The sequence below is a fragment of the Nocardia sp. N2S4-5 genome, from assembly GCF_044628355.1.
GTDB lineage: Bacteria > Actinomycetota > Actinomycetes > Mycobacteriales > Mycobacteriaceae > Nocardia > Nocardia wallacei_B.
Genome location: NZ_JBIUPM010000001.1, coordinates 807,532 through 830,781, shown reverse-complemented (window position 1 = coordinate 830,781; position 23,250 = coordinate 807,532). Strand labels below are relative to the sequence as shown.

General features: G+C 72.1%; 3 protein-coding genes. All 3 read right to left on the bottom strand.

Features of this window, described 5'->3' with window-relative positions; genetic code table 11:
• Genes ACFMRZ_RS03705 through ACFMRZ_RS03695 form a run of 3 tightly spaced genes read right to left on the bottom strand, consistent with a single transcriptional unit; the run spans position 1 to position 23,242 of the window.
• A complete protein-coding gene (locus tag ACFMRZ_RS03705) occupies positions 1 to 243 on the bottom strand; it encodes a hypothetical protein (RefSeq protein WP_280272973.1) in 243 nt (80 codons plus the stop codon).
• Positions 240 to 15,887 carry a non-ribosomal peptide synthase/polyketide synthase gene (locus ACFMRZ_RS03700; protein ID WP_400177916.1) on the bottom strand — a complete coding sequence of 5,216 codons (15,648 nt, stop codon included), beginning with the start codon at positions 15,885 to 15,887 and terminating at the stop codon, positions 240 to 242. Before ACFMRZ_RS03700 ends, ACFMRZ_RS03705 begins: the two co-directional genes overlap by 4 nt.
• Positions 15,776 to 23,242 carry an amino acid adenylation domain-containing protein gene (locus ACFMRZ_RS03695; protein ID WP_400177915.1) on the bottom strand — a complete coding sequence of 2,489 codons (7,467 nt, stop codon included), beginning with the start codon at positions 23,240 to 23,242 and terminating at the stop codon, positions 15,776 to 15,778. The genes ACFMRZ_RS03700 and ACFMRZ_RS03695 overlap by 112 nt, the downstream gene beginning before the upstream one ends.
• Positions 23,243 to 23,250: the final 8 nt, after the last annotated feature.

The following is a 23,250-nucleotide window of genomic DNA, read 5'->3' as shown; positions in this document are numbered from 1 at the left end:
TCATTCGTTCCGCTGGTCGCCGTCTGCGGCGATGCTCGACGCGATGCAATCCCACAGCCGTGGCGGCGGCGCGCAGGCCGCCGAGGTGGCGAAAAGCGCTACGGCGGTGTGCATGTCGGCGACCTCCGAGGCGCATCCACCGCAGCGGAGCAGGTGCCATTCGAAGGCGTCGAGCTCCAGGCCGGCGAGGGCGTCCAAGGTATAGGCTCCGGTCAGTTCGTGCAGCTCCTCCCAGGACGTCATGACAAGACGTGGTCGCCGGTTTTCACCAGATGTGCCCGCAGGGTCGGCGCGATCTCGGCCAGCGCCTCCGGGTTGGACATCTCGACGTGGGTGCAGTCGACGAGATACTCGTGGATCTCCGCGTCGACGAACGGCCGCCAGCCCGCGGCGCCGCCGACCGGTTCGGCGCCGCCGTCGCCTTCCGCGGGCCCGCAATCGGCGAGGGCCGTGAAGTACACCAGCTCGCCGTCGTAGTGGCCCGGCAGGAACCGATGCCCCATCCGGGTACCGACCAGATAGCCGTCGTAGAGGCGCTGCACCTGGGTGGCGGTCAGCGATTCGAACGGCCCCGGGTGGCGACGCAGCAGCTCGGCCGCCTCCTCCGCGGAGATCTCGCGCGCGCCCAGTTCGGCGTCGCCGAGCAGCGCGCCGAGCAACTCTCCGGCGGTCGGTTCGGCGGGCTCGGGCGCTCCGGCGAGGATGCGGCTGTCCATCATGGCCAGCAGCGCGACCTGTGCACCGGCGCGCCGGAGCAGACCGGCGATCTCGTAGGCGACCAGCCCGCCCAGCGACCAGCCGAGTAGCTGATATGGGCCGTCCGGCTGAATTCGTCTGATCTCCGCCACATATCGGGCCGCGAGGGCTTCGACGGTGTCCAGGCCCTCGCCGTCGCCGGTGAGGTGCGGCAGTTGCAGTCCGTACACCGGCTGTTCGGGATCGAGGTGTGCGAGCAGGCCCGCGTAGGTCCACGCCACCCCGGTGACCGAGTGGACGCAGAACAGCGGCGGCACGCTGCCCTCCGCGCGCAGCGGCAGCACCGTGGCGAAGGCCGCGTCGACCACCGATTCGGTGGGGTCCGCGTCCGTGTCCAGGCGGGCGGCGATCCCGGCGGGGGTGGGGTCGAGGAATATCGTCTGCATCGGCACGTCGAGCCCGTGCCGCTCCCGCACGAGCGCGACCACCTGTGTCGCCAGCAGGGAGTTGCCGCCCAGTTCGAAGAAGTTGTCCTCCGCGCCGACGGTGTCGACGCCGAGCGCCGTCTCGAACGCGGTGCACAGCGCCGATTCGGTGCGCGTGGCCGGGGCCCGGTAGCTCGCGCTCGCGGTGAGCACCGGCGCGGGCAGCGCGGACCGATCGATCTTCCCGGCCGGTGTGATCGGCAGCGCGTCCACGATCGTGACGGCCTGGGGCACCATGTACGCCGGAACCCGCGCCGCCAGATACCGGCTCAACTCCGCGGCGTTACCCGCGGCGCCCGGCTCCATCGCCACGTAGGACGCCAGTATCGTTGCGCCGCTGCCTGTCTCGTGTCCAATGGTGACGGCGTGCCGCACCTGCGGGTGGCCGGTGAGAGCGGCGTCGATCTCGCCGAACTCGATCCGGAAGCCACGGATCTTCACCTGATCGTCGGTGCGGCCGAGGTACTCGATCTCGAGACCGTCGGCGTGCGGCGCCCAGCGCACCAGGTCACCGGTGCGGTACATCCGCTCGCCGGGCTCGCCGAACGGATTCGCCACGAACCGTTCCGCCGTCAGGCCGTGCCGCGCGTGGTATCCGCGGGCCAGGCCGATGCCGGACAGATACAGCTCGCCGGGCGCCCCGACCGGCACCGGATGCAGCCGGGCGTCGAGCACGAGCAGCCCGAAGCCGCGGACCGGCCCGCCGACGGTGACCGCGACCCCGGGCCGCAGCGGCGCGCTCATCGTCGCGGCGACGGTCGCCTCGGACGGGCCGTAGGCGTTGAACATGCGCTTCCCGGCGTCACCCGCCCAGCGCCGCACCAGTTCCGGACCGCACCGGTCACCGCCGACCAGCACCACCTCGACATGGTCCAGCTCGACCGGGTCCACGGTGCCCAGCGCCGCCGGGGTGATGAACGCGTGGGTCACCACTTCCTCGGCCATCAGCTCACGCAGCGGCTCACCACCGTAGATGTCGTCGGGGACGACGATCATCGTGGCCGCGCCGCCGAGGCCGAACAGCAACTCCAGCACCGCCGCGTCGAAACTGGGCGAGGCGAAGTGCAGCACCCGGGAGCCGACGGCGACCGCGCACCGCTCGATCAGTTCGGCGGCGAAATTCGCCAGTCCGGCGTGGGTCACCGTGACGCCCTTGGGAATTCCGGTGGAACCCGAGGTGTAGATCAGATACGCCGGTTGGTCGAGCCGCACCGGCGCGCGCCGATCGGTGTCGAGGACGGGTGCGTCCGAGGCGTCCAGCAGGGTGTCGACGAACTCCGGGTCGTCCAGCACGAGCCAGTCGACGCCGCCGGGCAGATCGCCGCGGGACTCGCTGACGCACAGCCCGATCGTCGCCCCCGCGTCGGCGAGCATGTGTTCCTTGCGCTGCGCCGGGTAGGCGGGGTCGACGGGCAGGAAGGCCGCGCCGGTCTTGGCCACGGCCAGCACCGCCAGCACGGATCGGATCGATCGCGCGATACCGACCGCGACGAACTGTTCCGGTCCGGCGCCCCGCGAGATCAGCACTCGGGCAAGCTGATTGGTGATCCGGTCCAGCCGCGCGTAGCTCAGCTGCTCGGACCGGTATCGGATCGCCGCGCCGATCGGGTTGATCGCCACGGCCGCGGCGAACAGATCCGTCAGCGTCGCCGGTGCGGTGCCGGACGGCCGGCGGACCGGCGCGAGGGCGCTCGCCTCGCGCTCGGACAGCACCTCGAGGTCGCCGATCGGCCGGGCCGGGTCGCCGACCGCGGCGTCGAGCAGCCGGGCCAGCCGCGCCGCGATGCTGTCCGCGGTGGCCGGATCGAACAGATCCGTCGCGTAGGTCACGGTGAGTTCGATGCCGTCCGGCCGCCCATCAGTGCCGAACGCCTCGGCGAGGGTGAACTGGAGATCGAACTTGGCGACATCGAATTCCGGTGTCTCCGCGGTGATTTCGACCCCGGGCAGGTGGGGCTGTGCCGGGGCCGAGCTGTGCACGGACAGCATCACCTGGAACAGCGGGTTGTGCGCCGTCGACCGCGCCGGGTTCAGCACCTCGACCAGCCGCTCGAACGGGATGTCGGCGTGGGCGAAGGCATCGAGGTCGCCCGCGCGCACAGCGGCGAGCGTCTCCTCGAACGACCGCTCGGCGGTCAGCGGCGTCCGCAGCACCAGGGTGCCGACGAACATGCCGATCAGCTGCTCGAGCCGCTCCTCGGTGCGGCCCGAGATCGGCGTGCCCACCGCGATATCGGCGCTGCCCGACAGGCGATACAGCAGCACCGCCAGCGCGGTGTGCAGCACCATGAATACGGTCGCGTCGTGACGGCGCGCCAGTGCGTGCAGCGCGGCGTGGGTGGGCGCGCCGATCGTCGTCCGGACGGATGCGCCCGCGTGGCTCGGGGTGGCCGGGCGCGGCCGATCGGTCGGCAGTTGCAGGCATTCCGGGAGACCGCGCAGCGTGTCCTGCCAGTACCGCAGTTGCACGGCCAGGCGGCCGTCCGGATCGTCCTCGGCCCCGAGTATTTCGCGCTGCCAGAGGCTGCAGTCCGGATACTGCACGGACAGCGGCGCCCAGTCCGGCGCCGCGCCCGTCCGGCGGGCCCGGTAGGCGGTCGCCAGGTCGGCGGCCAGCGGGGCGATCGAGCCGCCGTCGGCCGCGATGTGGTGGATGACGACGACCAGCAGGTGTTCGTCGGCGGCCAGCCGCAGCAGGGTGGCGCGCAGCGGCGGGTCCACCCGCACGTCGAATCCTTCCGCGGCGAGTTCGCGCACGCGGTCCGCCGCCAAGGTGTCGTCGGCGGCGAGCCGACGCAACACGAAACCGGTCTCCTCCGGCGCGAGGACGACCTGGCTGGGTCCCTCGCCGGAATCCGGGAACACGGTGCGCAGCGCCTCGTGGCGGGTCACGACATCCCCGAGGGCCTGTTCCAGCGCCACCACATCCAGGTCGCCGCGCAGCCGCAGCACCGTCGGGATGTTGTAGGTCCCGGAGGTGGTGTCGAACCGGTTGAGCAGCCACAGCCGCTGCTGGGCCAGGGAAAGCGGGATGCGGGCGGGCCGGTCGCGGCGGTCGAGTGCGGGCAGCGCCGAGCCGGGACCGGAGGCGTCGAGCAGCGCGGCCAGAGCCACCGGGGTCGGGTGCTCGAAGATCGCCCGCACGCCCAGCTGGTGGCCGGACAGCGTGGCGATCCGCGCCGAAAGTTGCGTCGCCGACAGCGAATTGCCGCCCAGGTCGAAGAAGCTGTGCTCGGCGGCCACCTCCGAGCGGCCCACGATATCGGCCATCGCGGCCGCCACGAGGAGCTCGTTCGGTGACTCCGGCGCCCGGCCGGGCCGGGCGGAGGCCGCGAAATCGGGCTGCGGCAACGCCTTTCGATCCAGCTTGCCGGTCGGTGAGAGCGGGATCTCGGCGAGCGGCACCAGGGTCGGCACCATGTGAGCGGGCAGGCGCTCGGCCAGCTGTTCGGTCAGCGACTCGGCCGTGTCCCCGGTGGCGACCACGTAGGTCACGATCCTGGCCTCGCCCGCGTCGTCGCGGTGCAGCTCGGTGTGCGCGAAACGGACACCGGGGCAACCGGATACGACCGCGTTGACCTCGCCCAGCTCGATGCGGAAGCCGCGGACCTTCACCTGGTCGTCGGAGCGGCCGACGAAGGTGAGTTCACCTTCCCTGGTCCAGCGCACCAGGTCACCGGTGCGATACATGCGGTCGCCGGGGTCGCCGTACGGATCGGCGACGAAGCGGCTCGCGGTCAGGGCGGGCCGGCGGTGGTAGCCCCGTGCCAGTCCGGTCCCGCCGACGTAGAGGTCGCCGATCACGCCGGTGGGCACGGGCCGGAGCACGCCGTCCAGCACCACGGCCGTCACCCCGCGCATCGGGCGGCCCAGCGCGATGGGACGGTCCGGTTGCAGCGGACGGGAGAACGTGGTCGCGATGGTCGCCTCGCTCGGGCCGTAGCCGTTGATCACGTCCCGGCCCACGGCCCACCGTTCGACCAGGTCCTGGTCGAACGCCTCGCCGCCGATGATCAGCGTGCGCAGCTCCGGCAGCGGCCAGCAGCGCGTATCGATGGTCGCGAGCGCGGCCGGGGTGACCACGGCGTGGGTGACCCGCTCGTGCTCCAGCACCTCGGCCAATTCGTCACCGCCGTAGGTGTCGGAGGCGACGATCACCATGGTGGCCCCGGCGGACCAGGCGATGAGCAGTTCCAGGATCGCGACGTCGAAACTGGGCGAGGCCAGATGCAGTGTGCGCGAACGACTGTCGATGCCGAAGCGGGTGCGCACCACCTCGGCGCAGTTGAACAGCCCGCGATGGGTGACGGCGACGCCCTTCGGCCGCCCGGTCGATCCGGAGGTGTAGATGACGTAGGCGACGTCGGCGGCGCGGGGCGGCCGCCGGAATTCGGCGCCGGTGAGCGCCCGCGGCGAGACCGCGGGATCGTCCAGGTCGGTGAACGACAGCCACCGCACCTCGTCGGGCAGTTCGGCGATCCGCTCGCTCGTCGTCAGGCCGATGCGGGCCTCGGCGTCGGCGAGCATGTGCCGGATCCGCTCGGCCGGATAGCGGACGTCGACGGGCAGGAACGCCGCACCGGTCTTCGCGATCGCCAGGGACGCGACCACCGATTCCAGCGATCGCGCCATGGCCAGCGCGATCACATCCCCCGGGCCGTAACCGTGCCCGGCCAGGATCCGCGCGAGCCGGTTGGTTCGCTGGTCGAGGCCGCGGTAGCTCAGCTCGGCCATGCCCTCGCGCAGCGCGACGCGGTCGGGGTCGGCCGCGGCGGCCGCGAAAAGGCCGGGCAGCGTGCGGGTTTCGGCGGCGGGACCGCCACGCGCCGGGACCAGCGTGTCGCGCTCGTTGTCGTCCAGCAGGTCGATGTCGCCCACCGTGATCGCGGAGTCGGCGGCCACCTCGGCGAGGATGTGGACGAACTGCGCGGTGAACCGCTCGGCGGTCTCGGCGTCGAACAGATCGGCGGCGTAGCGCACGCAGACATCGATCGCGCCGGGACCGTCGTCCCCTTCCGGGGCCGCTTCGGTCAGGCCGAAATGCAGGTCCCACTGGGCGATGTCGGCGCCGACGTCCTCGGGCAGGATCTCCACGCCGGGCAGCCGCAGCTGCCACGGGGCGTGGTTGTTCAACGCCAGCCCGACCTGAACCAAGGGATGGTACGCGGTGCTGCGGGTCGGATTCACCAGGTCCACAACGCGTTCGAACGGCAGGTCGGCATGGGCGAACGCATCGATGTCGGACTCGCGCACGCGATCCAGCAGTTCGTCGAAGGGCCGGGTGGCCCGCACCTCGGTACGCAGCACCAGGGTGCCGACGAACATGCCGACCAGCTCCGCCAGCTGCGGGTCGGTGCGCCCGGCGACCGCGGTGCCGACGGCGATGTCGCCGCGCCCGCTCAGCCGCGACAGCAGCACCGCGAGCGCGGCGTGCAGCACCATGAACACGCTGGCCTCGTGCCGGCGCGCCAATTCCGACAGGCCGCGATGCACATCCGCGTCGATGGTGGCCGTCACCCGGCCGCCGCGGTAGGACGGCCGCGCCGGACGCCGCCGGTCGGCGGGCAGCTCGAGGCATTCCGGCAGGTCGGCCAGCGTCCGCAGCCAGTACGCGGCCTGCCGGGCGGCCAGGCTGGCGGGGTCGTCCTCGGCGCCGAGCAGTTCGCGCTGCCACATGCTGTAGTCGGCGTATTGCACCGGCAGCGGCGGGCGGTCCGGCGCGGCGCCGGCCCGGCGCGCCGCGTACGCCGTGGTGATATCGGCGGCCAGCGGCGCCAGCGAACCACCGTCCGCGGCGATGTGATGCAGCACCAGCACCAGCACGTGTTCCTCCGCGTCGACCCGGAACAGCGCCGCCCGCAGGGGAATTCGCGTGGTCAGGTCGAATCCGGCCGCGCCGAACTCCTGCGCGGCGGACCGCCAGTGGCCGTCGCGGCCGTCGACGATGTCGAGCTGAATGTCCGCGCCGGAGGTGACGACCTGGGCGGGGCCCGCGGGTCCGCGGTCGGGGAACACGGTGCGCAGCACCTCGTGCCGGTCGGCGACATCGCGGATCGCCTGTTCCAGGATGTCCGCGTCGAGTGCGCCGCGCAGTCGCAGCGCGACCGGAAGGTTGTAGGCGCCCGACTCGGGTTCGAGGCGGTTGAGGAACCACAGGCGCTGCTGCGCCGGGGACAGCGGGATGTGTTCGGGCCGCGGCCGCACGGTCAGCGCGGGTCGCGCCGAACCGCCGTGTGCCGCAACGTCGTCGAGGAAGGTGGCGAGCGCGGCCGGGGTCGGGTGCTCGAACACCGACCGGACCGGCAGCTGCTGTCCGGACTCGGCGGCGATCCGGGCCACCAGTTGCGTCGCCGACAGCGAGTTGCCGCCGAGATCGAAGAAGTTGTGGTGCGCCCGCACCTGTTCGGCTCCGACCACCGCCGACATCGCCGCCGCCACCAGGATCTCGCTCGCGGTGACCGGTGCGCGACCGGCGGCGGGATCGGCGTCGAACTCCGGTTCGGGCAGCGCCGCGCGGTCCAGTTTGCCGTTGGGTGTCAGCGGGATCGCCGGGAGGACGACGATCGCCGCGGGCACCATGTGCGAGGGCAACCGGTCGGACAGGTACCGCCGGACCGCTTCCTCCGGCGACTCGGCGGCCTCGGCCACCGTCACATAGGTGACCAGCAGCGGTGCGCTCGCCGCGCGCCGTACCTCGGTGTGCGCGAACCGGACACCCGGGCATTGCGACGCCACGGAGGTGATCTCGCCGAGTTCGATGCGGAAGCCGCGAAGCTTCACCTGATCGTCGGAGCGGCCGACGAAGACGAGTTCGCCGTCACCGGTCCACCGCACCACGTCGCCGGTGCGGTACACCCGCTCGCCGGGCGCGCCGAACGGGTTCGCCACGAATCGGGCGGCGGTCAGCCCGGGCCGCCCGAGGTAGCCCTGGGCGAGGCCGCAGCCGGAGACGTACAGCTCGCCCGCCACGCCGGTCGGCACCGGGCGCAGCCGTCCGTCCAGCACCACGGCCGTCGTGCCGCGGATGGGACGGCCCATGACGACCGGCCCGTCCGCGGACAGCGGATCGGAGATGAAGGTCATGATGGTCGTCTCGGTCGGGCCGTAGCCGTCGAACAGATTGCGCCGAACGGCCCAGCGCCGCACCAGTTCCGGGCTGACGTGCTCGCCACCGACCGCCAGGTTCCCCAGCGCCGGGAGCGGCCACCGCTCGACATCGATGGTCGCCAGCGCGGCGGGCGTGATGAAGGCGTGGGTGACCTGCTCGCGGTCCAGCAGCGCGGCCAGTTCGTCGCCGCCGTACACGTCGGCCGGCGCGATCACCATCGTGGCGCCGGCGGGCCAGGCCAGCAGCATCTCCAGCACCGAGGCGTCGAAACTGGGTGAGGCGAAGTGCAGCGTGCGCGCCCCCGCGTCGATCCGGAACCGATCACGTTGTTCCGCAGCGAAATTGGCCAAGCCGCGATGGGTGACCGCGACGCCCTTCGGCAGCCCCGTCGATCCGGAGGTGTAGATCACGTAGGCCAGGTCGTCCACCCGCGCCGGGCGGATCCGATCGGCGTCGGTGAGTGCGGCGGTGTCGTCGTCGAGCGGCTCCGACAGGGTCAGCCAGGACACCTCGGCGGGCAGTGCGGGTTCGTGCGCGGCCGCGGTGATTCCGGTGCGGACCCCCGAATCGGTGAGCATGTGGCGGATGCGTTCGGCGGGATGCCGCACGTCGATCGGCAGGTAGGCGGCGCCGGTCTTGGTGACGGCGAGGGCGGCGGCGATCGAGTCGGCCGAGCGCGGCAGCCCGATCGCCACCACGTCGCCCGGTCCGATCCGGCGCGCCAGCAGCGCACGGGCGAGGCGGTTCGAGCGCTCGTCGAGGTCACGGTAGGTCATGGTCTGCGCGCCGTACCGGATCGCCGTTCGTTCCGGATCGCGGGCCGCCGCGGCGGCGAAGATCTCGGCCAGGACCGACGGTTCGGTCGCCGCCGCGCCGCGCGCCGGGACCAGCGTCCGCCGCTCGTCGGCGTCGAGCAGTTCCAGATCGCCGACGGCACGGAAAGCGTTGTGCGCCACGGCCGCCAGGAGACGGTGGAACCGGCGCTCGAACCGCTCGGCGGTGGTCCGGTCGAACAGGTCGGTGGCATAGGTCAGCGACAGTTCGAGCCCGCCGGGTTGCCGGTCGGCGTCGTAGCGTTCGGTGAGCGTGACCTGCAGGTCCCACTTCGCGACCGCGGAGTGCAGTTCCTCGGCGGCCACCTCGAGGTCGGTCAGCCGCAGCGCCGCCGGGGCCGCGTCGTGCACCGACAGCAGCACCTGGAACAGCGGGTGATGCGCGGTGGAGCGGACCGGGTTGAGCAGTTCCACCAGCCTCTCGAACGGAACATCGGCGTGCGCGTAGGCATCGAGGTCCTGGGTCCGCACCGCGTCGAGCAGGTCGGTGAACGTGCGATGGCCGTCCACCTCCGTCCGCAGCACCAGCGTGCCCACGAACATGCCGATCAGTTGATCGAGGCGCTCGTCGGTGCGCCCCGCGACGGCCGTGCCGATGGCGATGTCGGTGGTGGCCGCCGAGCGCGCCAGCAGCACCGCCAGCGCCGCGTGCACCACCATGAACAGACTCGCGTCGTGCGCCCGGGCCAGCCCGAGCAGGGCCTCGTGCACCTCCACCGGCACAAGGGAATTCACGACGTCACCCCGGTGGGAAGCCACCGTCGGACGCGGGCGGTCGACCGGCAGCTCCAGGCATTCGGGCAGACCGGCGAGCCTGGTGCGCCAGTAGTCGAGCTGGCGTGCGGCGAGGCTGTCCGGGTCGCTCTCCGCGCCGAGTACGGCGTGCTGCCACAGGCTGTAGTCGGCGTACTGCACCGGCAGCGGCTGCCACCGCGGGTCGCGCCGCGCGCGGCGGGCGTCGTAGGCCGTCGCGATGTCGGCGGCCAGCGGGCCCAGCGACCAGCCGTCCGCGGCGATGTGGTGCAGCACCAGGATCAGCACGTGGTGGTCGGCGGCCAGACGCGAGAGTGCCACGCGCAGTGGCGGTTCGGCGGTCAGGTCGAAACCCGCGGCGGCGAACGCCGTCCAGGCGGCGGCCGGGTCGGCGCCGGGCTCGAGCGTCGTCCAGTCGATGTCGGTCGCCGCGTCGGCGATCAGCTGGGTGGGACCGGCGGGCGAATCCGGGAAGACGGTGCGCAGGATCTCGTGCCGCGCGATCACATCGACGACCGCCCGCCGCAACGCCTCGAGGTCGAGAGTTCCGCGCAGCCGCAACACGATCGGGATGTTGTAGGCACCGGAGGAGGAGTCCAGCCGGTTCAGGAACCACAGGCGCCGCTGCGCCGAGGACAGCGGAATCCGGTCCGGCCGTGGGCCGGCGACCAGCTCCGGATGCGCGGCCTCGGGCGCCCGCGCGTCCAGCAACGCCGCCAGTTCGGCGGGCGTCGGCGCTTCGAACACCGCCCGCACCGGCAATCGGCAACCGGTCCGGGCCGCGATCGCCGCGACCACGCGGGTCGCGGACAGGGAATTGCCGCCGATGTCGAAGAAGTTCTGCTCGGCGCCGATCGCGGGCACGCCCGCCGCAGCGGCCATCGCGGCGGCCACGAGCGATTCGGCGGGTGTGGCGGGTTCCCGGCCCGGCCCGTCGAGGGCGGCGAAGTCGGGTTCCGGCAGGGCCTTCCGATCGAGCTTGCCGGACGGAGTCAGCGGGATCGACGGCAGCAGCAGCACCGCCGCGGGCACCATGTGCGCGGGCAGCGCGGCCGCGGCGTGGGCGCGCACGGCCGCCACGTCGACGCCCTCGTCGGCCACCACATAACCGACGAGTCGTGCCGAGCCCGCGCCGGTGTGCACCTCGGTGTGCGCGAAGCGGATTCCGGGATGCGCGGCGAGCACCGCGGTGATCTCGCCGAGTTCGATCCGGAACCCGCGAATCTTCACCTGATCGTCCGCGCGGCCGACGAAGGTCAGCTCGCCGTCACCGATCCACCGCACCAGGTCGCCGGTGCGATACATCCGCGCGCCGGTGCCGCCGTACGGGTTCGCGACGAATCGCGCGGCGGTCAGGCCCGCGCGTCCCAGGTAACCGCGGGCCAATCCGTCACCACCGACGTACAGCTCCCCCACGACACCCACCGGCACCGGCCGCAACCGGGCGTCCAGGACCACCGCCTCGACACCGCGGATCGGCCCGCCCAGCACGATCGGGCCGCCCGCACGCAGCTCCCGCGAAAGCGCCGGTGCCACAGTCGCTTCCGACGGGCCGTAGGCGTTGAACATCGCACGCTCGCCCGCCCACGCCGCGACCAGCTCCGGGCCGAACGCCTCGCCGCCGACGACCAGGACCCGCAGCTGCGGCAGTGCCCATCGGGCGGCGTCGATGCTCGCCAGCGCGGCGGGAGTGACGAACGCGTGGGTGATCCGCTCGCGATCGAGCAGGTCGGCCAGCTCGTCACCGCCGTAGATGTCGGTCGCCGCGACCACCATGGTCGCGCCCGCGCACCATGCCAGAAGCAGTTCGAGCACCGACGCGTCGAAACTCGGCGACGCGAAATGCAGTGTGCGCGAAACTGGTTCGACGCCGTAACGGTCGCGCTGCGCGGCGGCGAAGTTGGCCAGTCCGCGATGGGTCACGGCGACGCCCTTGGGCAGACCCGTGGAACCGGAGGTGTAGATCACGTACGCCAGATCGTCGGCCGACAGCGGCCGCGGCCGGTCGCGGTCGGTGATCGGCGCGCCGCTGCCGGTGAGCAGCTCCGCGAGTGTCAGCCACTCGACGCCGCCCGGCAACCGCGCGGCGGCGGCGTCGGTGGTGACACCGATCCGCGCCCCGGAGTCGGACACCATGTGCCGGATCCGCTCCGGTGGATAGTCGGGATCCACGGGCAGGTAGGCCGCCCCCGACTTGCTCACGCCGAGCGTCGCGACCACCGACTCCACCGAGCGGGTCATCCCGAGCGCGACGATATCGCCGGGGCCGACACCGCGCTCGATCAGGCTGCGCCCCAATCGATTCGAGCGGGTATCGAGTTCGCGGTAACTCATCTCGGTGGTGTCGGACCGCACCGCGACACGGTCGGTGTCCGACGCCGCCGCCGCGAACAGCTCGGGCAGTGTCGCCACCGACACCGGCCCGAGCCCGCGGGCGGGGACCGTGGCCGCGCGTTCCTCGTCGAGCAGCAGGCCCGCGGCGGCGATGCCTGCCGCGGGCGCGGTGACCAGCGCCTCGAGCACCAGCAGATAGCGCCGCACGAGGCGCTCGGCGGTGTGGCGCTCGAACAGGTCCGTGGCATAGTCCAGGCGCAGCTCGATGCCGCCGGGCCGCTGCTCGGGCGTGTGTGTCTCGGTGAGCTCGAACTGCAGATCGAATTTGGCGATGCCGGGATCGGCCTGTTCGGCGGCGATCTCGAGGCCCGGCAGACGCAGCGGCGCGGGTCCGGAGTTGTGCACCGACAGCATCACCTGGAACAGCGGGTGATGCGCGGTGGAGCGGACCGGGTCCAGCAGTTCCACCAGCCGTTCGAACGGAATGTCGGCGTGGGCGTAGGCACTCAGGTCGGTGTCGCGCACCGCGTCCAGGAATTCGATGAACGAGCGGTCCTCGGCCACCTCGGTCCGCAGCACCAGCGTGCCGACGAACATGCCGATCAATCGTTCCAGCTGTTCGTCGGAGCGCCCGGCGATGGGCGTGCCGATCGCCACATCGCTGCCGCCGCTCAATCGCGCGAGCAGAACCGCCAGGGCGGCGTGCAGCACCATAAAGACGCTGGCGTCGCGGGTTTTCGCCAGTTCCGTGATGCGCGAATGTGTTTCGGCGTCGATGCGCGCGGTGACCGCGGCGCCGGCGTGCGTCGCGACGGCCGGTCGGGGCCGGTCGGTCGGCAGTTCGAGGCATTCGGGAAGTTGGGCCAGGGTGCGGCGCCAATACTCCAGCTGGGCCGCCGCCACACTGCCGGGATCGCGTTCGTCGCCGAGCAATTCGTGGTGCCAGAGGGTGTAGTCCGCGTACTGCACGCTCAGCGGCGTCCACCGCGGCGGCTGTCCGGTGTGCCGGGCCTGGTACGCCGCGGCGACGTCGGCGGCGAGCGGCGTCATCGACCACCCGTCGGCGGCGATGTGGTGCACCACGAGCACCAGCACGAACTCCCGGTCGCCGGTGCGCAGCAGCTCGCCGCGCAGCGGAATCTCGGTGGTGAGGTCGAACCCGCGCCGGGCCAGCGCCCGGACCCGGGCCGCCACCCGATCGGCGGGGACGAACAGCACCGGCGGCGTGATCTGCGCGGCCTCCGCCGAGATCACCACCTGACTCGGGCCGTCCGCGGAATCGGGAAAGACGGTGCGCAGCGTCTCGTGCCGCTCGACGACATCGTGCAGGGCGCGGCGCAGCGCCGGCACGTCCAGATCACCGCGCAGCCGCAGCGCGATCGGGATGTTGTAGGCGCCCGAGGAGGTGTCGAACTGGTTGAGGAACCAGAGCCGCTGCTGCACCGGCGACAGCGGCATCCGCGCGGGCCGCTCCCGGCGGCCGAGCACGGGGCCCGAACCGTCGGCGCGGTCCAGCAGTGCGGCCAGCCCGGCCGGGGTGGGGTGGTCGAATACCGCACGCACGGGCAGTTTTCGGTGTGCGGCCGCGCCGATGCGTGCGACCAGCTGCGTCGCGGACAACGAGTTGCCGCCCAGCTCGAAGAAGTTGTGGTCGGCGAACACCGGGGCGTGGCCGACCACCTCGGCCATGACCGCGGCGACCAGCGTTTCGTTCGGTGTCTCGGGCTCGCGCCCGGCGACTGCCACGGCGGTGAAATCGGGTTCGGGCAGCGCCGTGCGGTTCAGCTTGCCCGCCGGTGTCATCGGAATCGTCGTCAGCTCGACGAATTTCGACGGGATCATGTGCGCGGGCAGCCGGTCGGCCACGTGGCCGCGGATCGCGTCGAGATCGAGCACCGCGCCGTCGGTGACCGCCAGGTACGTCACGATCCGCGGCGTGCCCGCGTGGTCGCGGCGGACCTCGCTGTGTGCGAATCGCACCTCCCGGCAGGCGGAGACGACCGCGCTGATCTCGCTCAGCTCGATACGGAAGCCGCGGATCTTGACCTGGTCGTCGGCGCGGCCCACTAGGGCCAGCTGTCCGGACGCGGTCCACCGCGCGAGATCCCCGGTGCGGTACAGCCGTTCTCCGCCGCCCGCGAACGGATTCGCGACGAACCGCTGGGCGGTCAGACCGGGCCGATGCAGGTAGCCGCGGGCCAGCCCGGCCCCGGCGATATACAGTTCGCCGGTGACACCGGGGGCAACCGGGTGCAGGCGCTCGTCCAGCACCACCAGGCTCGCCCCGGGAATCGGCTTGTCGCCCAGCACGACCGGCTGTCCGGGCCGCATCGGCTCGGAGATGATCGCGGCGATCGTGGCCTCGGTCGGGCCGTAGGCGTTGAGCATGGTGCGGCCCGGCGCCCACGCCTCGACCAGTTCGGCGCCGCACGCCTCGCCGCCCACGACCAGGCAGCGCAGCCGCGGCAGCGGGTGGCGGACCGCGTCGATGCTCGCCAGCGCCGCCGGGGTGAGGAACGCGTGCGTGATGCGCTCGCGGTCGAGCAGGGCGGCCAGTTCGTCGCCCCCGTAGATGTCGGTCGCGGCGATCACCATGGTCGCCCCGCCGCAGAGTGCCAGCAGCAGTTCCAGGACCGACGCGTCGAAGCTCGGCGACGCGAAATGCAGTGTCCGCGACGACATGTCGACCTGGTAGCGCTGCTGCTGGGCGGCCGCGAAGCTGTGCAGGCCGCGGTGGGTGACGGCGACGCCCTTGGGCAGGCCGGTCGTGCCGGAGGTGTAGATGACGTAGGCGATGTCATCGGTGTTGGTGGGGCGCAGTGGTTCTCGGTCGACAACCGGCTCGGCGGCGGAGTCGTCGAGTTCCGGCAGCGTCAGCCACGCGGTCGTGTCCGGCAGCGCGGCCGGGTCGCCCGCGGTGAGGCCGACGCGGGCCCGGGCGTCGGACACCATGTGCCGCAGGCGATCCGCCGGGTACCGGCGGTCGATCGGCAGGAACGCCGCACCGGTCTTGGTGACGGCGATCGCCGCGACCACCGAGTCGATCGAACGGTCCAAGGCGAGCGCCACCACGTCACCGGGGCCCGTGCCGCGTGCGATCAGGGCGCGGGCCAGCCGGTCGGTCCGATCGTCGAGCTGGCGGTAGGTCAGGGTCCGCGATCCGGCGCGCACCGCATCACCGTCCGGCCGCTGCCGCACGACCGCACGGAAGTACTCGGCCAGGGTGACGGGCGCGGCGGCGGGCTCGCCGCGCGCGGGAGCCAGCGCGGCCCGCTCACGGTCATCGAGAATGTCGATGTCGCCGACCGGGATTCGCGCGTCGGCGACCACGGCCGCCAGCATGTCGAGGAAGCGGCCGCACAGCCGTTCGGCGGTGGCGCGGTCGAACAGGTCGGTGGCGTAGGTCAGGCGCAGCCCGATGCCGTCGGCGGTCCGGTCCGCGGTGTAGGACTCGATCAGCGTGAATTGCAGGTCCCACGCGGTGAATCCGGTCTCGATCGCCGCGGCCGACACCTCGATGCCGGGCAGGTCCACGCCGTCCGGCACCGCGCTGTGCACCGACAGCATCACCTGGAACAGCGGATGATGCGCGGGCGACCGCACCGGGTTGAGCACCTCGACCAGACGCTCGAAGGGGAGATCGGCATGGGCGAAATCGTCCAGATCGCGGTCGCGCACCGCGGCCAGCAGATCGCGGAAGGGGCGGCCGGGGCAACCTCGGTCCGCAGTGCGAGCGTCCCGGCGAACATGCCGATCAGCCCGTCCAGCCGGTGATCGGTGCGCCCGGCGATCGGCGTGCCGATACACACGTCGTCGGTCGCCGCCAGCCGCGCGAGCAGCGCCGCGAGCGTGGCGTGCAGGACCATGAACACGCTGGCGTCGTTGCGCCGGGCGAGCTCCGCGATCCCGGCGTGCAGTCGCGAATCCACTGTCGCCGCAACGGTATCCGCGCACTGGGACGCCGTGGTGGGGCGGGGGCGGTCGGTGGGCAGCTGGAGGCATTCGGGGAGCGCCGCCAGCCGCGACGTCCAGTAGTCGCGCTGGGTGGCCGCGAGCGACCGCGGGTCGGTGTCGTCGCCGAGCAGTTCGCGCTGCCACAGTCCGAAGTCCGCGTACTGCACCGGCAGTGGCTCCCAGTGCGGGGCCGCACCGCCGCACCGCGCCCGGTAGGCCGTCGCGAGGTCGTCGGCCAGCGGCGTGAGAGACCAGCCGTCGGCGGCGATGTGGTGCAGCACGAGGATCAGTACGTGTTCGCCGGTTTCGCCGCGCAGCAGTTCGACGCGCAGCGGGACCTCGGTGGTGATGTCGAAGCCGCGGCGCGCCGCCGCGGCCGCGCGCGCCTCGAGGTCGGCAGCGGCCACCTCGAGCACGGCCGGCGTCGGGGCGGCCGTCGCCGCATCCAGGATTACCTGGTGGGGCCCGTCCGTGCTGTCGGGGAACACCGTGCGCAGCGACTCGTGCCGCGCGACGAGGTCGCCGCACGCCGCGAACAGCGCGGCGACATCGAGCGGGCCGCGCATCCGCAGCGCGACCGCGATGTTGTATGCCCCGGAGGCGGGGTCGAACCGGTTGAGGAACCACAGCCGCTGCTGGGTGGCCGACAGCGGTACCCGTTCCGGTCGCGGACGCGGCGTCAGCACGGGCCGCGCGTGCGAACCCGGCTGCCGTGCGCCGATCCACGCGGCCAGGCCCGCGACGGTCGGGGCCTCGAACACCGCGCGCACCGTGACGGTGGCCGCGACGGCGTCGTTCAGCCGGGCGACCACGCGGGTGGCGGCCAGCGAGTTGCCGCCGAGGGTGAAGAAGTCGTCGTCCAAGCCCGCGCGCTCGACGCCGAGAACGTCGGCGAACACCGCCGCGACCGCGCGCTCGACATCGCTACGCGGGGGCCGGTATTCGCGGGGGCCGAAGTCCGGCGCCGGCAGCGCGCGCCGGTCCACCTTTCCGTTCGCCGTCAGCGGCAACTCGTCGAGTATCACGTACGCGGCCGGGACCATGTACGACGGCAGCAGCTCGGACAGATGTGCCGACACCGCCGCGGTATCCACGGAATGGCCTTGCGCGGGAACCACATACGCGACCATCCGGTCGCCGGTCGCCGGGTCCGAGTGCACGGTGACCAGGGCCGCGGCGATCTCCGCCGCCCGCCGCAGCGCGCTCTCGACCTCACCCAGTTCGATCCGGAAACCGCGGATCTTGACCTGGAAGTCGGTGCGGCCCAGGTATTCCAGCTCCCCGGCGGTGTTCCAGGCGACCAGATCGCCGGTGCGGTAGAGCCGCTCCCCCGGCGTCGGCGCGTACGGGTCGGCGACGAACCGCCCGGCCGTGAGCGACGCGCGCCCCAGATAGCCGTGTGCCAGTTGCGTGCCCGCCAGGTACAGCTCACCCGCGACACCGACGGGCACCGGGCGCAACCGGCCGTCCAGCACGTACACCCGCGTATTCCATTGCGGCACACCGATGGGCACGGCGGCAGAGTCGGTCTCGGTGACCCGGTGCGCGGTGACCGACACCGCGGCCTCGGTGGGGCCGTAGAGGTTCCACAGCTCGGCCGCCGGGGCGGCGTCGCGGAGCCGCTCGGCGGTATGCGGCGGCAGCGCCTCGCCGATGGCCAGCACGGCCCGCAGCGACGGTGGCAGCGCGCCGCCCGTGATCGTCAGCAGGGCCTCCAGCATCGAGGGCACCGCGTGCAGCACCGAGATGTGCTGCTCGGACAGGAGCCGGGCCACATAGGCCGGATCGCGGTGGCCGTCCGGGGCCGCCACGACCAGCCGGGCGCCCGAGACGAGCGCCGACCAGAACTCCCACACCGACAGATCGAACATCGCCGTGGTCTTCAGCAGGACGGCGTCGCCGGTGCCGAGCGCGAAAGCCGCCTTCTTCCAGGTCAATTGGTTGACGATCGCACGGTGCGGCACGGCGACGCCCTTCGGCCGCCCGGTCGATCCGGACGTGAAGATCACATACGCCGTGTGGTGCGGACGCAGCGGGCGGACGCGCTCCTCGTCGCGCACCGGGCCCGCGGGCAGATCCGCCAGGTCGAGGGTGTCGATGCGCAGGTGCGGAGTATCGGCGTCCAAGTCGAGTTCCGCGGCGGTCAGCACGCACAGCGGCGCCGCGGTGCGGACGATGTGGTTCAGGCGGTCTCGCGGCTGGTCCGGATCCAGCGGCACATACGTGCCACCGGCCGCAGCCACCGCGTACATGCCGACGACCAGATCCACCGACCGCCTCAGCCCCAGCGCCACCGGCGTCTCGGGGCCTACGCCCAGCGAAATCAGATGGCGCGCCAGGCGATACACGCGCGTGGCGAACTCGGCGTAGGTCAGCGACGCACCGGTACCGGCGTCGATCAGCGCCACCGCCTCCGGGGTGGCGCCCGCCTGCGCGTCGAACAGCGAGGCGAGCGTGCCGTCCGCCACGACGGCGTGTGCGGTCGCGTTCGGATCGTGCAGCAGCCCACGGAGTTCGGCCGGATCCAGCATCCCGACCTCGCCGACCGCGGTGTCGGGCGCGGCCACGATCCCGCGCAGCAACCGCTGGAACCACGCCACGAATCGTGCCACGGTCGGCTCGTCGAACAGATCCGTCGCATAGATCAGATGCCCGTGCAGCCCGCCCGGCTCACCGTCGTCGGTGTAGGTGTCGGTCAGAACCAGTTGCAGATCGAATTGCGCTACCTCGGTATCGATTTCGGTACCGCTCACACTCAACCCGGGCAGTTCGAGGCCGGACTGCGCGAGGTTGTGGAACGAGAAGCCGACCTGCACCAGCGGATGCCGGGCGGTCGATCGGACCGGGTTCAACGCCTCGACCAGTCGCTCGAACGGGATGTCGGCGTTGGCGAATGCGGCCAGGTCGACCGCGCGCTGCTGGGCCAGCAATTCGGTGAACGAAGCGCCGGGGTCGACCCGCGCCCGGAACACCAAGGTGTTCACGAACATTCCGATCAGATCGTCCAGTTCGCGTTCGCCGCGACCGGCGACCGGCGTCCCCACGGCGACATCGGTCATGCCCGACAACCGTGCCAGCAGGACCGCGAACGCCGTGTGCACCACCATGAACAGCGTCGAGTTGCCGGTGCGCCCGAGTTCCGCCAGGCCGCGGTGCACGTCGGCGTCGAGGGTGAGGCCGACTCGCCCGCCGCGAAACGACTGCACGGCCGGGCGGTGCCGGTCGTAGGGCAGCGAGAGTTCCTCGGGCAGGTCGGCGAGTTGCCGGGTCCAGTAGGCCAGCTGTGCGGCCGATCGGCTGTCCGCCGCCGAGTCGTCACCGAGCAGTTCCCGTTGCCACAGCGTGTAATCCGCGTACTGCACCGGCAGCGGCGACCACTGCGGGCCGTGCCCGGCGCGGCGCGCGGTGTAGGCCGTCATGAGGTCGCTGAACAGCGGCACCAGCGACCAGCCGTCGGCGGCGATGTGATGCAGGACCACCGCGAGGACGTGCTCGCGCGGCCCGGCGCGCAGCAGTTCCACGCGCAGCGCCGTCTCGCGGGTCAGATCGAATCCGTGCCGGGCCGCGGCCCGCAACCGGTCCTCGATCTCGTCCGCGGCCACCTCCACCACCGGCAGCCGCGGCGCCGCCTCCCACGCGGGCACGATCGTCTGGGTGGCGCCGTCGCCGTCGCCGGGGAACACCGTGCGCAGCGACTCGTGCCGCTCGACGACGTCGGCCAGGGCGTAGCGCAGCGCGGCCACATCCAGCTCACCGGTCATGCGCAGCGCTAACGGAATATTGTATGTGCTTGCGGCGATGTCGAATTGGTTGATGAACCAGAGCCGTTGCTGCGGCAGCGACAGCGGGATGCGGGCCGGGCGCCGCCGCCCCGCCAGCGGGGTGCGCGTCTCGGTGCCGCTGTGCCGCACCCGCGCCGCCAGATCGGCGACGGTCGACTCCTCGAGCAGCAACCGCACCGGCACCGTGGTGTCCAGCACCGCGCCCAGCCGCGACGCCACCCGCGTCGCCGACAGGGAATTGCCGCCGAGCGCGAAGAAGCTGTCGTCCAGCCCGACTCGCTCCACCTCCAGCACCTCGGCGAGCACCTCGGCCACCGCCCGCTCGACGGCGGTGCGCGGGGCGCGGTAGGCCTCGACCGCGGCGGCGGGACGCGGCAGCGCGCGCCGGTCGAGTTTGCCGTTGACCGTGAGCGGAATGGCGTCGAGCACCACGAACGCCGAGGGGACCATGTAGTCCGGCAGCAGCAATTCGGCGGCGGCGCGGACCGCGGCCACGTCCGGCGCGGCGCCGGGCTGCCCGACGAGGTAGGCGACCAGGCGCTGGGACCCGGACTCGTCCCGCACGATCACCGCCACCTGCCGCACGGTCTCGTGCGCCAGCAGCGCCGCCTCGATCTCACCGAGTTCGATGCGGAAGCCGCGCAGCTTGACCTGGTCGTCGATGCGGCCGAGGTATTCGACCTCGTGGTCGGCGCTCCACTGCCCGAGATCACCGGACCGGTACAGCCGGGATCCCGGCGGACCGTACGGGTTGGCGACGAACCGGGCCGACGTCAGCTCCGCGCGGCCGAGATAGCCGCGGGCCTGCTGGCTGCCCTCGACGTAGATCTCGCCGGGCACCCCGGTCGGCACCGGGCGCAACCTGGTGTCCAGCAGCAGGATTCGCAATCCGGGCAGCGCCTGTCCGATGCCCCGCGGCCGGGCGCCGCCGAACGCCGCGCCGTCGAGGGCGCGAAACGTCACATGCACCGTGGTTTCGGTGATGCCGTACATGTTGATCAGTCGCGGCGCGGTGTCACCGTGCCGGTCGTACCAGCCCGCGAGGCGGCGTGGCTCCAGCGCCTCGCCGCCGAACACCACGTACCGCAGCGCGGGCAGCGTCGTCCCCGGCCCGGCGGCCCGATCCACCGCGTCGAGTTGATAGAACGCCGACGGGGTCTGGTTGAGAACCGTCACGTTCTCCCGGCGCAGCAGCTCGAAGAACTGCTCGGGCGAGCGCGAGGTGAGGTAGTCGACGACGACCAGCGTGCCGCCGTGGAGCAGCGGGCCCCACAGCTCCCACACGGAGAAGTCGAACGCGTACGAATGGAACATCGTCCACACGTCGGACGCGCCGAATTCGAAGTGCGCCTCGGCATTCGCGAACAGGGTCGTGACATTGCAATGCGGGATCGGGACGCCCTTCGGGCGGCCGGTGGAGCCGGAGGTGTAGATCACGTAGGCGAGGTGGCCGGGCCTGAGCACCCCGCGCCGCTCGGCGTCGGCGATCGCGGTGGCGTCGAACCCCGACAGATCCAGGCGGTCCAGCCGCACCACGGGCAGCTCGGGCGCCGCCTCGATGCCCAGGTCCGACGCGGTGATCAGGCAGACCGGCCGGGCGTCGGCGAGCACGAACTCGATGCGGTCCGCCGGGTAGTCCGGGTCTACGGGCAGGTAGGCGCCACCGGCCTTCAGCACGGCGAGTAGCGCGACGACGAGTTCGGCGGACCTCGGCAGGGCGACGGCCACCAGGGCGTCCGGGGCGACACCGAGGTCGATCAGCTTGCGGGCCAGGCGGTTCGCCGCGGCATCCAGTTCCGCGTAGGTCATCGACGTGTCGCCGGACCGGACCGCGCACCGCCGCGCGTGCGCGGCCGCGACGGCGTCGAAACGCTCGGTCAGCGTGCTCTGCGGCCCCGGGCGACGCGGGCCGTCCGGAGCCGGAATGCCGAGCAGGCGAGCCTGTTCCGCCGCGCTCATCAGCGGTAACCGGCTCACCCGCGTCTCCGCGTCGGCGCTCAGGAACGCGGTCAGGTAGTCGAGGAATCGCTCGTGATGACCGTCGAGTTCGGCGGGATCGTAGCGGTCGGGGTTGGCGACGAAGTCGACGTGCAGGCCGTCGCCGTCGCTGCCGTTGTAGATGTTGACCGACAGGTCGTCCACCGGTCCGGTCGACACCAATTGCATGGTGCCGATGGCCGAGCCGAAGCGAAACTGGTTGTGGTACAGCATGATATTCACCACCGGGCCGAAGAAGCCGCGGCGATGGCCCGCGCCGCCCCGATCACGCCGGATGTCCTCGTGGCGATAACGCTGATGCGCCAACGCCTCCCGGATCCGCTCGGCGGTGGCGCGCACCAGTTCCGGAACGGTGAGCTCCGGCGCGACCGAGATCCGCAGGGGCACGACGTTCGACACGTAACCGGCCGAGGAACGCAGTGCGGGTGTCGTTCGCGCGGTCACGGGGAGGCTGACGACCACCTCGTCGGTGCCGGTGACCGCCGCGAAATAGCCTGCGAGAGCGGCGATGAACAGCGCCGGGCGGGAGGCGCCCGAGCGCGTGCGCACCGTCTCGAGCAGCTCGGCCGCGGCTCCCCCGAGCCGGGCGCCGGCCGTGCGGCGGTGGCTGTTGGCGGGCGCGGACCGGTGACCGAGGGTGAATTCCTCCGGCATCGTGGACACCTGCTCGCGCCAGTACCGCCGGTCGTCGTCGAAGGCGGCGGATTCGCGGTACTCGCGCTCGGACCGGTAGACCTCGTACAGGTCGGCGGCCGCCACCGGACCGGCCTCGACACCGTCCAGCTGCGCGTTGTACCACTCCACGATGCGGCTGATGACCAGCATCGCCCCGTAGCCGTCGATCGCGATGTGATGCATCTTCGCGTACCAGAAGTATCGCGCGTCGGCGATGCGCAGCGCCGCGCTCTCGAACAGCGGCCCCCGCGTCGCCGACATCGGTGTGGCCGTATCGTCTTCCATCCACCGCCGGGCCGCCGCGCGTGGATCCGCCTCCCCGCGCAGATCCACGACCTGCGACACGATGCGAATATCGGTGGCCACGTATTGCGTCGGCTCGCTGTCCCCCTCGACGATGCGCAGATGCACGCTCTGCAGATCCGCGGCGCAGCGGTCGATCGCCTCGTCCAGCACCTCGACATCGAGGTCGCCGGGGATCTCGACGTACTGGGCGACCGACAGCGGCACCCCCGGGGCGATGTGCTGGGCCCGCCACATTCCCAGCTGCGCCTCGGACAGCGGGAAGGATCGCGTTGACACCGGTACCGCTTCGCGCGTCGACTTCGGGGCCAACGACGTCATCCAGCTAC